This is a genomic window from Cupriavidus sp. GW822-FHT03E04, from assembly GCF_058801495.1.
Genome location: NZ_JBXANI010000020.1, coordinates 41,369 through 55,854, shown reverse-complemented (window position 1 = coordinate 55,854; position 14,486 = coordinate 41,369). Strand labels below are relative to the sequence as shown.

General features: G+C 66.4%; 15 protein-coding genes. 10 read left to right on the top strand and 5 right to left on the bottom strand.

The annotated features are described in order from the left end of the window. Nucleotides 1-39: 39 nt before the first annotated feature. The gene (locus AC1RQC_RS27005; RefSeq protein WP_416048089.1) at nt 40-564 is read right to left on the bottom strand and encodes a gamma carbonic anhydrase family protein; all 525 of its coding nucleotides are present in this window, start codon (nt 562-564) and stop codon (nt 40-42) included. A gap of 131 nt (nt 565-695) precedes the next feature. On the opposite strand from AC1RQC_RS27005, the gene AC1RQC_RS27000 reads away from it, so the two are divergent. Further along, complete coding sequence (locus AC1RQC_RS27000; RefSeq protein WP_492829429.1) at nt 696-1,616, top strand: ferritin-like domain-containing protein; 921 nt, start codon at nt 696-698, stop codon at nt 1,614-1,616. Here the strand turns inward: AC1RQC_RS27000 and AC1RQC_RS26995 are convergent. After that, entirely contained in the window at nt 1,589-1,945 is a 357-nt protein-coding gene (locus tag AC1RQC_RS26995) for a YmdA family protein (RefSeq protein ID WP_492372673.1), read from the bottom strand. The two genes, AC1RQC_RS27000 and AC1RQC_RS26995, sit on opposite strands and share 28 nt — an antisense overlap. A 556-nt stretch (nt 1,946-2,501) precedes the next feature. Continuing rightward, on the bottom strand, nt 2,502-4,235 hold the full coding sequence (locus AC1RQC_RS26990; RefSeq protein WP_492885138.1) for an acetate--CoA ligase: 1,734 nt from the start codon (nt 4,233-4,235) through the stop codon (nt 2,502-2,504). A 150-nt stretch (nt 4,236-4,385) separates the two neighbouring features. On the opposite strand from AC1RQC_RS26990, the gene AC1RQC_RS26985 reads away from it, so the two are divergent. Further along, nucleotides 4,386-5,279 (top strand): alpha/beta fold hydrolase, encoded by an 894-nt coding sequence (locus AC1RQC_RS26985; RefSeq protein ID WP_492372671.1) that lies wholly within the window; start codon nt 4,386-4,388, stop codon nt 5,277-5,279. A 27-nt stretch (nt 5,280-5,306) separates the two neighbouring features. On the opposite strand, the gene AC1RQC_RS26980 is transcribed toward AC1RQC_RS26985, so the two are convergent. Then, a complete protein-coding gene (locus AC1RQC_RS26980; RefSeq protein ID WP_492372670.1) occupies nt 5,307-6,419 on the bottom strand; it encodes an NAD(P)/FAD-dependent oxidoreductase in 1,113 nt (370 codons plus the stop codon). A 214-nt stretch (nt 6,420-6,633) separates the two neighbouring features. Here AC1RQC_RS26980 and AC1RQC_RS26975 point away from each other — a divergent pair, with 214 nt between their 5' ends. From AC1RQC_RS26975 to AC1RQC_RS26940, 8 genes are all read left to right on the top strand, one after another. Continuing rightward, a complete protein-coding gene (locus AC1RQC_RS26975; protein ID WP_416048095.1) occupies nt 6,634-7,479 on the top strand; it encodes a 3',5'-nucleoside bisphosphate phosphatase in 846 nt (281 codons plus the stop codon). Between the two features lie 141 nt (nt 7,480-7,620). Continuing rightward, nucleotides 7,621-8,244, top strand: coding sequence for an L-threonylcarbamoyladenylate synthase (locus AC1RQC_RS26970; RefSeq protein ID WP_492372669.1), 624 nt, complete (start codon nt 7,621-7,623; stop codon nt 8,242-8,244). Between the two features lie 48 nt (nt 8,245-8,292). After that, nucleotides 8,293-8,958 carry a site-2 protease family protein gene (locus AC1RQC_RS26965; protein WP_492829423.1) on the top strand — a complete coding sequence of 222 codons (666 nt, stop codon included), beginning with the start codon at nt 8,293-8,295 and terminating at the stop codon, nt 8,956-8,958. Between the two features lie 88 nt (nt 8,959-9,046). After that, nucleotides 9,047-10,249, top strand: a complete 1,203-nt coding sequence (locus AC1RQC_RS26960; RefSeq protein WP_492372667.1) for a tryptophan--tRNA ligase — start codon at nt 9,047-9,049, stop codon at nt 10,247-10,249. After that, nucleotides 10,246-10,842 (top strand): class I SAM-dependent methyltransferase, encoded by a 597-nt coding sequence (locus AC1RQC_RS26955; protein WP_492372666.1) that lies wholly within the window; start codon nt 10,246-10,248, stop codon nt 10,840-10,842. Before AC1RQC_RS26960 ends, AC1RQC_RS26955 begins: the two co-directional genes overlap by 4 nt. A 150-nt stretch (nt 10,843-10,992) precedes the next feature. Next, nucleotides 10,993-11,877, top strand: coding sequence for a 4-hydroxy-tetrahydrodipicolinate synthase (gene dapA, locus AC1RQC_RS26950; RefSeq protein ID WP_492372665.1), 885 nt, complete (start codon nt 10,993-10,995; stop codon nt 11,875-11,877). Between the two features lie 45 nt (nt 11,878-11,922). Continuing rightward, nucleotides 11,923-13,131 (top strand): NlpB/DapX family lipoprotein, encoded by a 1,209-nt coding sequence (gene bamC / locus AC1RQC_RS26945; RefSeq protein ID WP_492829421.1) that lies wholly within the window; start codon nt 11,923-11,925, stop codon nt 13,129-13,131. A 79-nt stretch (nt 13,132-13,210) separates the two neighbouring features. Then, complete coding sequence (locus AC1RQC_RS26940) at nt 13,211-13,999, top strand: MBL fold metallo-hydrolase (protein WP_492372663.1); 789 nt, start codon at nt 13,211-13,213, stop codon at nt 13,997-13,999. A gap of 97 nt (nt 14,000-14,096) precedes the next feature. On the opposite strand, the gene AC1RQC_RS26935 is transcribed toward AC1RQC_RS26940, so the two are convergent. After that, on the bottom strand, nt 14,097-14,330 hold the full coding sequence (locus AC1RQC_RS26935; protein WP_492372662.1) for a hypothetical protein: 234 nt from the start codon (nt 14,328-14,330) through the stop codon (nt 14,097-14,099). Nucleotides 14,331-14,486: the final 156 nt, after the last annotated feature.

Below are 14,486 nucleotides of genomic sequence, written 5' to 3'. Positions count from 1 at the left end.
GTCGGTAAATCGGAGCCGCTGGCGCGGCGCCTTGGTCGCTTAGTCGATGCGTTTGAGTTGTGTCTTGTACATGGCCTGGCGGGTGGCGTAGGTCTCGGCATTGCGATACAGGTTGGCTACGTCCTGCTCGGTGAGCTCGCGCACCACCTTGGCCGGCGCGCCGAGGATCAGCGAGCGGTCCGGGAACACCTTGCCTTCGGTGACCACGGCGCCGGCGCCGACAAGGCACTCCTTGCCGATCACCGCACGGTTCAGGATCACCGCCTGGATGCCGATCAGCGAGCCTTCGCCCACGGTGCAGCCGTGCAGCATGGCCTGGTGGCCGATCGAGACCTTGTCGCCGATGGTCAGCGGGCAGCCGGGGTCGGTGTGGAGCACGGTGCCTTCCTGCACATTGCTGGACTCGCCAACCACGATCGGCTCGTTGTCGCCTCGGATCACCACGCCTGGCCATACACTGGCACGTGCCTTGAGCATCACGTTACCGATGATGGTGGCCTCCGGCGCCACGTAGGCATCCGGATCGATGGTGGGGGCAACGTCGCCGAGCTGGTAAAGCGCCATGGGGTCTCCTGCACAAGTTCGTATGGGTATATGGGGTTTGCCGCCGGGCTTTAAAGGGTCGTGGGCGGGCCTGCTGGCATAGGGTGCCACCTGCCGGGCCCTACAATGGCGGCAAACCGGATTTTACGCTTATGCCAGCAAACCTACCCGATGCCGCGTCTCCTGGCGCCCCTGACCCCGATCGCGGTGCCGCGCCTGGCGCTTTATCCGGCGTGGCGGCGCCGTCCTTGCGCCGCCAGGCGCTTGCCATCCTCTGCCTGAGCGACGCGCACGAGAAGGCCGCGGCCACGCGCCGGATGCGGCTGGCGGCCGAGGCCATGGCGCCGGAGGCCCTGGGCATCGGCGAGGCGATCGCGGCCGAGTTGCCGCTGCCCGGCCGGCCGCCGCTGCCCGAACTGGTGGCGCCGCAGCGGGTGGAGCGCAGGCGGTCCATCCATACGCCCGCCGGCCGCGCGGCGCTGATCCACGCGCTCGCGCATATCGAGTTCAACGCGATCAACCTGGCGCTGGATGTCATCTGGCGATTCGACGCGATGCCGGTGGCCTTCTACCTGGACTGGCTGCGCGTGGCCGACGAGGAGGCGCTGCATTTCAGCCTGCTCGCGCAGCACCTGGCCACGCTGGATGCGCGCTACGGCGATTTTCCGGCGCACAACAGCCTGTGGGAGATGGCGGACAAGACCGCCGGCGATGTGCTGGCGCGCATGGCGCTGGTGCCGCGCACGCTGGAGGCGCGCGGGCTGGATGCCTCGCCACCGGTGCGCGCCAAGCTCGCAGCCGCCGGTGATCATGAGGCCGCCGCCATCATCGACATCATCCTGCGCGACGAGGTGGGTCACGTAGCCATCGGCAACCGCTGGTACCGCTGGCTGTGTGCCTGCCGTGGCCTGGACCCCGTCGCCACCTACGCCGAACTGGCCGCGCGCTACCAGGCACCGCGCCTGCGGCCGCCCTTCAACCTGGCAGCGCGCCGCGCGGCGGGTTTCGACGAGGATGAGCTGGCGTGGCTCGAGGGACAGGCCGCTCAGTTGTATTCCGTCACCACGACATAGCCCTGCTTGCCGGCGCTACCGGGGCCTGCTGTGAATTGCACGGGCACGACCGAGGCGCGCGCTGCCGCCAGTTGGACGACCCGGCCAGGCAGCAGCGGCAGGGAGGCGGACTCCGCGGCATGGGTGCCGTTTGCCGGGCAATTGACCGAGGCGGTCCCGCTCGTGCTGATTTGCGTATTGCAGGGCGGCGCGACGATGGCCCCCCGGAAGTAGATCACGCCATCCGCGGCCCACGCGGATACCGAAAGCAAAGCACTCGCCAGGGCCAACGGCAGCCGGAGCGCGAAGCGGTGGGAGGCGGCGCGGCCGGTGCTTGCAAACGTGCTCATCGTGATCTCCTGTTCGTCATTAACTTGAAGCACATTGGGAAATTTCTGCGTGCTCTTTGGGAACTTTATTTCCCAAGATTGGGAAAAACAATCAAGATAATCCGAGTTTTCCCAACCCTTTTTTTTGCACTACTCTGTTAGGTCAGGTTGCGGAATGTGCTGCTATCCACCGTGCTGATGCTACTGAGGGGTATAGGAATTACCCTTGTTAAAAGGGCGAAAATGGAATGGTTCCGATTGGCATTTATACGAATAATCTTATAAATTTTTCGGAAAAAATGAGCTGGCATGGATGCCCCCTCCTGCGACTGGAACGTGTGGTCTGATCTGCCGAATGGGATGCGCCATAGCGATGCGCTCCGCATGTCCTTGCTAACGTCAGATTCGGCGAAAACTTGACTGTCGGGAGGGCGACGCATATCGATGCGCGCGATCGGTTGTCCGTGGCGCGGCAGGTTGTGCCGGCCGGACGCTGGGAGGCGGGGCTTGGAGGGCGGGTTTGAGCGCCAGGGACAGGGGCGGGTGCGAGCCTTGCGGCCGCACCCGCCTGCCAGTGCTACGGGCGGGCTGGCGCGGCGCGCCGGGCTTCGATCTCGCGCAGCGCGCGCCGCTGGATCTTGCCAGTGGTGGTCATCGGCAACTGCGCGATGAATTCGATGATCTTGGGATATTCATACGGCGCTAGCTGGCCGCGCACATGCTGCTGCAGCTCGGCGACCAGCGCGGCGTCGGCCTGCGCCGAACGCACAATCGATGGCACCAGCACGATGAATGCCTTGACCACCGCGCCGCGCTCCGGGTCCGGCGAGGGCACCACCGCGCAGTTCGACACGGCGGGATGCTTGAGCAGGCAGTTCTCGATCTCGGTCGGGCCAATGCGGTAGCCGGAGGATTTGAAGACATCGTCGGCGCGCCCCTGGTACCACAGGTAGCCGTCTTCGTCGATGCGCGCCAGGTCGCCCGTGCGGCACCAGCGCAGGCCGTCGCGCTCCAGGTACTTGCCGGCGGTGGCGTCCTCGTTGCGCCAGTAGCCGAGGAAGAACACGGGGTCGGGATGGCCGTGGGCGTCGGTGCTGCACACGGCCACCTCGCCGTCCTCGCCCGCCGCGCAGGGCCTGCCTTCGTCGTCGACCACGGCGATGCGATGGCCGGGGTAGGGCCTGCCCATCGAGCCCGGGCGCGCCGGCCAGCCTGGCTGGCCATCGTTGTTCTGCGCGGTGCAGTTGCCCACGATGTAGTTGATTTCGGTCTGGCCGAACATTTCGTTGACGACCACGCCGAGCGCGTCGCGGCACCAGGCGAACACGGTTTCCCCCACGGCTTCGCCCGCGCTCATCAGCGCGCGCAGGTGCAACTGGTAGTGCTTGCTCGGCGCGGGGCAGGTTTTCATCATCTGCTTGAGCGCGGTGGGAAACAGGAAGGTATTGGTGACGCGATAACGCGCCATCAGCGCGAAGGCGGTTTGCGCGGAGAACCTGCCTTGGTAACCCACGATGGTCTTGCCGAAATACAGCGTGGGCATCAGTGCGTCCCACAGCCCGCCGGTCCAGGCCCAGTCCGCGGGGCTCCAGAACACGTCGCCGGCCTGGGGAAACCAGTTTTGCGAACAGACGAAGCCGGGGAGGTTGCCTATCAGCGCGCGGTGCGGGATCAGGGCGCCCTTGGGCGGGCCGGTGGTGCCGCTGGTGTAGATCAGCACCGCCGCCTCGTCGGCCTTGGTCACGACTGCGGTGAACGCCGGCAGCTCGGCCGCCAGCAGCGCATCCCAGTCGTGCTCCGCGCGGCCCACGGCGGCACCGGCGCCGATCACCGTGGCCAGCGCCGGGCACTCGGCGCGCGCGGCCAGCACGTTGTCGATGGAGGATTCGTCTGCAATCGCCACGCACGCCTCGCTGTGCTGGAGACGGTACGCCAGGGCTTGCGGGCCGAACAGCATCGACAACGGCATGGCGATGGCGCCGAGCTGGTAGATCGCCATATGCGCAATCACCGTCTCGATGCGCTGCGGCATGACGATGCCCACGCGGTCGCCCCGCGCCACACCCAGCGTGCGCAGCGCCCGGGAGAGGCGATCGGCCTCGGCCTGGATGAAGGCGTAGCTGTAGCTGGCGCGGCGCCCGTCCTCGTGCTCGGTGTGAACCGCGATGCGATCCATCGTGGCCGGGTCGCGCGCCCAGCGGCCGCAGCATGCGTCGGCCAGGTTGAAAAACTCGGGCACATGCCAGTGGAATTGCGAGTGTAGCGCGGGATAGTCGTCGCGCCGGCTGGCTGGCAGGGCGGATGCGGCCATGCTGGGTCTCCTGGGTTGCGTTCGGGATGCGGGCCGGGCCGGCTTGCCGCTATAATCCGCAAACGAACGATCGTTCTATTTTTAGGCTTCCCCGTTGCCACGGGTGAAAGCGTCCGCCACGATCAGGGAAAAGTCACCCGGGGAGACACCATGGCAATCAGAGAAACCTCGCGCTCGGAATTTATCACGTTGCGCGGCCTCAATATGCACGTGCGCCACTGGGGCGAGCCCGGTGCGCCCACCTTGTTCCTGCTGCATGGCTGGATGGACGTGGCCGCCTCGTTCCAGTTCATGGTGGACGCGCTGGAACGCGATTGGCACGTGATCGCCCCGGACTGGCGCGGCTTTGGCCAGACCGACTGGCCTACGCGCTACCCCGGCACCGAGTCCTACTGGTTTCCCGACTATGTTGCCGATCTCGAGGCCGTGCTCGACCACTACCAGCCGGACGCGCCGGTGAACCTGGTGGGGCACAGCATGGGCGCCAACGTGGCTTGCTTCTACGCCGGCATCCGCCCCGAGCGGGTGCGCCGCGTGGTTGACCTGGAGGGGTTTGGCATGACCGGCACGCGCGCCGAGCAAGCACCCGGGCGCTATGCGCGCTGGCTCGACGAGTTGCGCGAGCGCCAGCCGTTGCGCTCCTATGACAGCGTGGGGGCGGTGGCGGCACGGCTGCAGAAGACCAATCCGCGCCTGCCCGATGACCGCGCCGCCTTCCTGGCCGAGCACTGGTCAGCGCGCAATGCGCAAGGCCGCTGGGAGATCCTGGGCGATGCCGCGCACAAGATGGTCAATCCGGTGCTGTACCGGCTCGACGAGGTGATGGCGATCTGGGCGCAGGCCACCGCGCCGGTGCTGCACGTGGAAGCACGCAATTCGCAAACGCTCAGCCACATTGCAAAGGACCAGCCGCTGGCGGAGTTCAAGCAGCGCTTCAAGGCGTTTCGCGATTTCCGCGAGGCCATTGTCGATGACGCCGGCCATATGCTGCATCACGACCAGCCGCGGGTGGTGGCCGGGCTGGTCGAGTCTTTCTGCGTCTGACGCTGTGGGCCGTGCAGGCTGTCGCGCTCAGGCGTGCGTCAGCTTTTCCTTGAGCGTGGCGTTGTTGCTGGTGTGCACATGAACCAGTGCCTTTTCCGGGAAGGCATAGTGATAGGCGCGCCGCAGGGCCAGGGCTGCCTCGTGGAAGCCCGAGAGGATGAGCTTTTGCTTGTTGGGGTAGAAGGCAATGTCGCCCGCGGCGAAAATGCCGCGGCGGGACGTTTCGTAGGTGGTGGTATCCACCATGATGCGCCCGGCGCGCATGTCGAGGTCCCACTGGGCGATCGGGCCGGGCTCGGAGACGAGGCCGTACAGCGCGACGAGTTCGTCGGCAGGCAGGCTGATCGTGTCTTCCCGGGTACGAATGTCGACCCCGGCCAGGGAGCCACCCTCGGTCTTGAGCGCGCCCAGCATGCCCACCACGAAGTCCATCTCGCCGGCGGCCACGGCCGCGCGCATTTCGGCCACCGTACCGTCGGCCGCGCGAAAGCCTTCCCGGCGGTGCAGCAACGTAACGCGCGCCGCGGTCTTGCGCAGCGCCAGCGCCCAGTCCAGGGCGGAATCTCCGCCGCCGGCCACCACCACGCGCTTGCCGGCGAAGCGCGCGGTGTCGCGCACAGCGTAGTGCAGGTGGCGGTCTTCCAGCGCGGCGGCCTCGGGCAGCGCCACGCGTTGCGGGGCGAAAGCGCCAGCGCCGGCGCAGATCAGCACTGCGGCCACGTCGAAGCGCTTGCCGGTGTCGGTTGTGACCAGCAGGCGGTGCGGGTGCTCATGGCCGGCCGTGCCGTGAGCTTCGGGCGGGACCTCGGCCAGGCCGTTGGCGCGCTCGTTGAAATGCATGGGAAAAGCGAACGGCGCGCATTGCTCGAGCAGGCGGTCGACCAGGTCCTGTGCCAGGCACCCCGGCACCGCGGGGATGTCGTAGATCGGCTTTTCCGGGTAGAGCTCGGTGCACTGTCCGCCGGCGCGGTCCAGCACGTCGATGAGCTCGCACTTCAGCCCCAGCACACCCGCCTGGAAGGCGGCAAACAGGCCGACCGGGCCGGCGCCGACGATCAGCACATCGGTGCGGATCACGTCGGCCGGGACGGTTGGGGTGCGGGAATCAGGCGTGGCGCAAGCAGGGGTTTGGGTCGGCATGGCTTGGCGGGCGGCGCGCGTGGCGGCGCCCGGCAGGAGGGTCGTCAGGCCCCAACTATACCGCGCGGGGCCGGCCCTGCCGCCTACGCCAGCGTTGGCGGCAGGGCTATCGGCGCGGATGTGTGGGCCAGCCCACGCGGCGCGCATTGGCGCGGTATTAAAGTCGGATTGAAGTTGGATTAGCGCGGAATTATCGCGAGAGTAGAATAGACGCATGCAAAATTCACACGCAATCAACGCAGATCTGCATTGCCATTCCACGGTGTCCGACGGCATGTTGTCCCCCGAGGACGTGGCCGCGCGCGCGCATGCCGGCGGCGTGGCGTTCTGGGCGCTGACGGACCATGACGAGGTCAAGGGCCAGGCCAGGGCGCGGGCCGCGGCCGAGGCGCTTGGCATGCGCTACGTGCCCGGGGTGGAGATCTCGGTGACGTGGGCCGGGCAGACCGTGCATATCGTTGGCTTGCAGATCGACCCCGGCAGCCAGGTGCTGGTCAATGGCCTGGCAGCCACGCGCTCCGGGCGGGCCGCCAGGGCGCAGGACATCGGCGAAGCGCTGGCCGCGATCGGCATCGAGGGCGCCTATGAGGGCGCGCTGCGCCACGTCGGTAATCCCGACCTGATCTCGCGCACCCATTTCGCGCGCTGGCTGGTGGAAGAAGGGCGGTGCAAGACCATCAGCGAAGTGTTTGACGACTACCTCGGCGAAGGCTGCCCGGGCTATGTCGGGCACCGCTGGGCCAAACTGGCCGATGCGGTGGGCTGGATCCAGGCGGCCGGCGGCATTCCTGTGATGGCGCACCCGGGCCGCTACAACTACACGCAACTCCAGCACGATGCGCTGTTCGACGAGTTCAAGCAGCTCGGCGGGGCCGCGGTCGAGGTGGTCACCGGCAGCCATACGCCGGAGCAGTACCGCCAATATGCCAATGTCGCGCATCACTATGGCCTGCTGGGCTCGCGCGGCTCGGACTTCCACGGGCCGGGCGAGGGACGGATCGAGCTGGGCTCGCTGCCGCCGCTGCCGTCGTCGGTCACCCCGGTCTGGCATGACTGGTAAGCCGCGCCGGCCAACGGCCGCCCCGCGCCCAGCCCGCCCGAACCCGCCATGCGCTCCCTTCGCTTCTCCCCATCGCAGAACTGGCCTGGAATGCGCGCGGCGTTTGCGCCCATCCCGCGGCCGGTCGCCCCAGGCCCGCACATGTCCCAATACTTCGAGATCCATCCGCTCAACCCGCAATCCCGCCTGATCAAGCAGGCCGCGCAGATCATCGGGCAGGGCGGGCTGATTGCCTTGCCCACCGACTCCAGCTATGCGCTGGCCTGCCGGCTCGACGACAAGGCCGCGGTAGAGCGGCTGCGCCGCTTGCGCGGGATCGACGACAAGCACCATCTGACCCTGATGTGCAGCGATTTGTCGGAGCTTGGCAACTTCGCGCGGGTGGACAACCGGCAGTACCGCTGGCTCAAGGGCGCCACGCCCGGGCCCTACGTCTTTATCCTCGAGGCCACCAAGGAAGTGCCGCGCCGGCTTTCGCATCCCGCCCGCAAGACCATTGGCGTGCGGGTGCCCGACCATCCCATTCCGCTGGCGCTGCTGGCCGAAGTGGGCGAGCCGCTGATTTCGGCTACTTTGCAGTTGCCGGGCGACGAAGCCCCGCTCAACGAGCCGGAGGTGATCCGCGCCCGGCTGGAAAAACTGCTGGAACTGGTGATCTGCGGCGGCGCCGCGCCCGCGCAGCCGACCACGGTGATCGACCTGACCGCCGGCGAGCCCGAGCTGGTGCGGCAAGGACGCGGCGATATCGAGCGTTTTGGACTGTGATTGCCACCGAACAGTCGCTTTGCCGCAGCCCCGGTACAATAGTGACCCATGGATTCTTCTCTGATTCAGACCCTAGCGGTCTACGCCCTGCCGGTCCTGTTCGCCATCACGCTGCATGAAGCCGCGCACGGCTACGTGGCCAAGCTGTTTGGCGACAACACCGCCTACTCGATGGGCCGCGTCAGCCTTAACCCGGCGCGCCATATCGATCCCATCGGCACCATCGCGGTGCCGCTGCTGCTCTATTTCATGACCAGCGGGCAGTTTGTCTTCGGCTACGCCAAGCCGGTGCCGGTCGCCTTCGACCACCTGCGCAATCCGCGCTGGCATGGCATGTGGGTGGCGCTGGCGGGCCCGGGCAGCAATGTGCTGCAGGCCTTCCTGTGGGCGCTGGTGGCGGTTGGCCTGGTGGTGGGCAGGGTGCCGGAGCCGTTCTTCACCCAGATGGCGCAGGCCGGCGTGCTGGTCAACCTGGTGATGGCTGCGTTCAACCTGTTCCCCGTGCCGCCGCTCGACGGCGGCCGCGTCCTGACCGCGTTGTTGCCGCAGCGGATCGCGCATGCGGTGTCGCGCATCGAGCCCTATGGCATCTTCGTGGTGCTGGCGCTGGTGGCGGCTGGCGTGATCACCAAAGTGTGGATGCAGCCGGTGATGGGGGCGCTCAGGAGCCTGGTGTTGCTGATGCTGCAACCCATCCTGGCGCTGGTGCAGTAAGCCGCGCCGCGGCGCCGGCGCCCATGCCGGCGCAGACCTCGAATACGCGTACCCGTACCTGCACCGATTCCCACAAATACAGATAGACATGTTTCCCGATCGCGTTCTTTCCGGCATGCGGCCTACCGGCGCGCTGCACCTGGGCCACTATCACGGCGTACTCAAGAACTGGGTCCAGCTCCAGGCCGAATATCCCTGTTTCTTCTTCGTGGCAGACTGGCACGCGCTCACCACGCACTATGAATCGCCGGAGGTGATCGGCGAATCCGTTTGGGAGATGCTGATCGACTGGCTCGCCGCCGGCGTCGATCCCGAGCGCGCCACGCTGTTCATCCAGAGCCGCGTGCCCGAGCATGCCGAGCTGTTCCTGCTGCTGTCGATGGGCACGCCGCTGGGCTGGCTGGAGCGGGTGCCGACCTACAAGGACCAGATCGAGAAGCTCAAGGACAAGGATCTCTCCACCTACGGCTTTCTCGGCTATCCGCTGCTGCAGGCCGCCGACATCCTGATCTACCGCGCTGGCCGTGTGCCGGTGGGCGAGGACCAGGTGCCGCATGTGGAGATCACGCGCGAGATCGCGCGCCGCTTCAACTACCTGTACGGGCGCCAGCCGGACTTCGAGGCGCAGGCGCAGGAGGCCGCCAAAAAGCTGGGCGGCAAGCGCACCAAGGCTTATCTGGAACTGCGCCGCGCCTATCAGGAGCAGGGCAAGGCAGAGGCGCTCGAGGAGGGCGGCGCGCTGGTGGCGCAGTCGCAGAGCCTGGCCGCCGAAGACCGTGAATTGCTGCTGGGCTACCTGGGCGGTTCGCGCAAGACTATCCTGGTCGAGCCGCAGGCGCTGCTGACCGCGGCATCGCGCATGCCCGGGCTGGACGGCCAGAAGATGTCGAAGTCCTATGGCAACACCATCCGCATGCGCGAGGACAAGGCGTCGGTGGAAAAAAAAGTGCGTACCATGCCGACCGATCCGGCGCGCGTGCGCCGCACCGATGCCGGCGACCCGGCGCGTTGCCCCGTGTGGCAACTGCACCAGGTCTATACGGACGCGCCCACCCGCGAGTGGGTCGAGAAGGGCTGCCGCAGCGCTGGCATCGGCTGCATCGAATGCAAACAGCCGGTGATCGAGGGCATCCTGCGCGAGCAGCAGCCCATGCTGGAGCGGGCGCAAAAATACATGGACGATCCGGCGCTGCTGCGCGCCATTGTCGACCACGGCTGCGACCGGGCCAGTCAGGTGGCGCGCGAGACGATGCGCGACGTGCGCACCGCCATGGGCCTGGGGTACCGGTGAGCACGGCGGCGGGCATCCCCCACGCGCCGCTGGGCGCACCGTCACCCTGGGTGGCGCGCTGGGCGCATCTGGTGCGCCCGGGCGGCCGCGTGCTCGACCTGGCCTGCGGCAATGGCCGGCACGCCACCTGGTTCGCGCGCCGCGGCCATGCGGTGCTGGGCGTCGATCGCGATGCGGCGGCATTGGCCGCGCTGGCGGCTTTGCCCGAAGGCGTCGCCACGCGCGCGGCCGACCTGGAGCAGGGCACGTGGCCGCTGGCGGATGAGCCGGGCTTCGACGCGATCGTGGTCACCAACTACCTGCACAGGCCGCTTTGGGCGCATTTGTTCGCTGCGCTGGCGCCGGGTGGCGTGTTTCTTTACGAAACCTTCGCGGCTGGCAACGAGACCGTGGGCAAGCCTTCGAACCCGGATTTCCTGTTGCAGCCGGGCGAGTTGCTGGATGCCGTGCACGGCATCTTGCGGGTGATTGCCTACGAAGATGGTGTGCTGGAAGTGCCTAAAGCTGCCTTTGTGCAGCGTATTTGCGCGATTCGCGAAGATATAGGCAAAACGGGCGGCGGAGCGCCGCCGCGGTATCCTTTGCCGGGCTGAAGTGCGGCCCCGGTTATTTGCGGGCCCGGTCGGCGAGACCTGGGCTTCACGCGTTGAACTGCCTTGGGTTTTCCCCGGTCGAAGGTGCGGTCGGAAGGCCTTGGGTATCCGGTACAATCGCGGTATTCGTTTCTCGAATTCTCAAACGTTATGACACAGATTAACGGCAGCATCGTCGCTATCGTGACGCCGATGCAGGAAGATGGCAGCCTGGATTTCCCCGCGCTGCGCGCCCTGGTCGACTGGCACGTGGCCGAGGGCACCGATGGCATCGTGATCGTCGGCACCACCGGCGAGTCGCCCACGGTGAACGTGGATGAGCATTGCGAGCTGATCCGCGTCGCCGTGGAGCAGGCCGACAAGCGCATCCCGATCATCGCCGGCACCGGCGGCAACTCGACCAAGGAAGCGATCGAGCTGACCGCGTTTGCCAAGCAGGTCGGCGCCGATGCGTCGCTGCAGGTGGTGCCCTACTACAACAAGCCCACCCAGGAGGGCATGTATCGCCATTTCCGCACGATCGCGGAAGCGGTGGACCTGCCTGTCGTGCTGTACAACGTGCCGGGCCGTACCGTGGCCGACATGCAGCACGACACCATCCTGCGTCTGGCGCAGGTACCGGGCATCATCGGCGTCAAGGAAGCGACCGGCAATATCGACCGTGCCGCGCAACTGATCAAGGATGCGCCGCAGGGCTTCTCCATCTACAGCGGCGATGATCCCACGGCGATTGCCCTGATGCTGCTGGGCGGCCATGGCAATATCTCCGTCACGGCCAACGTGGCGCCGCGCAAGATGCACGAATTGTGCGTGGCTGCCCTGAAGGGCGACGCGATTACCGCGCGTCGCATCCATATGGAACTGGTTGCGCTGAACAAGGCGATGTTCGTCGAGGCCAACCCGATTCCCGTCAAGTGGGCGCTCCAGCAAATGGGCAGAATGCAGGGTGGCATCCGCCTCCCGCTTACTCCGCTGTCACCGGAATACCACGATGTGGTGCGCAAGGCGCTGTCGGCGGCCGGCCTGCTCGGCTGATCGCACTGTGTTTTGCCGTCATCCCTCAACTAGGATTGCGTGTCAATGAAACTCAAGCTTAACCGCCACGGTGCAACGCAAGTTGGCCGTGCCGCCCTGGTCTTGCCCGTGCTTGTGGCAAGCGCGTTGTCCGGTTGCAGCAGCATCAACGACGCGATGGCGCCCGACAAGATCGACTACAAGTCCGCTGCCAAGCGCACCTCCACGCTGGACGTGCCGCCGGACCTGACCAAGATCGAAGGCGACCGCCGCTACTCCGTGCCGGATCAGAACGGCACGTCCACCTTGTCGACCTACAACCAGTCGAACAAGGTCGTGCAGCAGCAGGTGGGCGCCGAGAACGTGCTGCCCTCCACGCAAGGCATCCGCATGGAGCGCGACGGCAACCAGCGCTGGCTGGTGATCAGCAACGGCATGCCGGCGGACAAGCTGTGGCAGTCGATGCGCGAATTCTGGCAGGAGAGCGGTTTCCTGCTGGTGCAGGACTCGCCCGAGACCGGCATCATGGAAACCGACTGGGCCGAGAACCGCGCCAAGATCCCGCAGGATTTCATCCGCAACACGATCGGCAAGGTCTTCGACGGGCTGTACTCGACGTCCGAGCGCGACAAGTTCCGCACGCGCTTGGAGCGCTCGCAGAACGGCAACCTGGAAGTCTTCATCAGCCACCGTGGTGCGCAGGAGCAACTGACTGGCATCGACAAGTCGACCACGACCTGGACGCCGCGCCCCTCCGATCCGGAGCTGGAGGCCGAATTCCTTTCGCGCTTCGCGCAGCGCCTGGGCGTGCAGAAGGAGCAGGCCGACCGCATGGCCAAGAACCCCGCTTCGCCGGCAGCCGCCGCTGCGGGCGCCACTGCCGCAAAGGGTGCAGCGCCTAGCGCCAATGCTAACCTGACCCAGGTCAATGGCAGCCAGGCACTGCAGTTGTCCGAGCCGTTCGACCGCGCCTGGCGCTCGGTCGGCCTGGCGCTGGACCGCGTGAATTTCACGGTGGAAGACCGGGACCGCGCGCAAGGCCTGTACTACGTGCGCTATGTCGACCCGCGCGACACCGTGGACAATCGCGGTTTCTTCTCCAAGCTGTTCACCAAGACCGGCACCGAGGACAGCAAGAAGGCGAAGAAGTATCGCGTGGCACTGAAGGGTGATGGCACTGGCACGACCGTGACGGTGCAGAACGATGCGGGCCAGCCGGAAGGCACCGAAGTCGGCAAACGCATTCTTTCGCTGCTCGACGAGCAACTGCGCTGACCGGCATGCGGGTCACGCAAACCACCCCGCGGCGCCCTGCCGCGAGGTGGCTCGCCGGGCTGCCAGGGGAGGCAGGCGCATGATGCGCTTTGCCTTCCTCGGTAGCGGCAGCGAGGGCAATTCCCTGTTGATCGAGTCGCAAGAGGGCACCACCACGACCAGGGTGTTGCTCGATTGCGGCTTCGGCATTCGCGAAACCGCGCGGCGGCTGGAGCGGCTCGGCATCACGCCGGATCAGCTCGATGCCGTGCTGGTTACCCACGAGCACGGCGATCATGTCGGCTCGGCTTACGCCTTTGCTTCCCGTCACGACCTGCCGGTACATACCAGCCACGGCACCTGGCTTGCCACCTCGCACATGCGCGGGGCGGACAAGGCCGACGTGCGCGTGTGTGGTGCCGACCATCCGTTGGCGATCGGCAACCTCCACATCCTCCCATACACCGTGCCGCACGATGCGCGTGAGCCGTTGCAGTTCGTGCTCAGTGACGGCGACGCCCGCCTGGGCGTGCTGACGGATGCAGGCATGGAGACGCCTTACGTCACCGCGCGGCTGGCGGGGGTGCATGCCCTGGTGCTGGAATGTAACCACGATCGGGAGATGCTGCGCAATTCCGCCTACCCGTATTCGCTGAAGCAGCGCATTGGCGGCGATTTTGGCCACCTTGCCAATGAAGTGGCGGCCGGCATCCTGGAGCGAGTGGCGCATGCGGGGCTGCAGCGCGTGGTGGCCGCGCACCTGAGCCAACAGAACAATACCCGGGAGCTGGCCACCCAGGCACTGGCCACGGCGCTGGGCGTGTCGTCAGACGAAATCCTGGTGGCGGACCAGCACGAAGGACTGGGCTGGCAGCCGGTCAGGGCCTGAGACGCGGCGGGCAATGCGCCGGCGAAGCCTGCAGACGTAAAGCTACAGACGTAAAAAAGCCGACCCGAAGGTCGGCTTTTTTATCGGTCGAGACCGATTACTGCTTAGCAGCAGCAGCCGATGCGTCAGCAGCCGGTGCCGAAGCGTCAGCGGCAGCGGCCGGAGCCGATGCGTCAGCAGCGGGAGCAGCAGCCGGAGCCGATGCTTCAGCCGGAGCAGCAGCAGCCGGAGCCGAAGCTTCCGGTGCCGGAGCAGCGGCTTCTTCTTTCTTGCCGCAAGCGGCGAGAGCAACGGCGGCGAGCAGCGATGCGATCAGGAGAGACTTCTTCATTGTTCGTCCTTTAACTTTAATAACAGAAAAACAGGCGATGAATAATTACCGGTAATTATCGCTCTTGAACTGCAAAATAGAGGCTCTCCCGGGTGCCGACAAATGCAGTGGTACACAGTACTAGCCAGCCGGTGATTATATCCGCGTTTTCCCGGC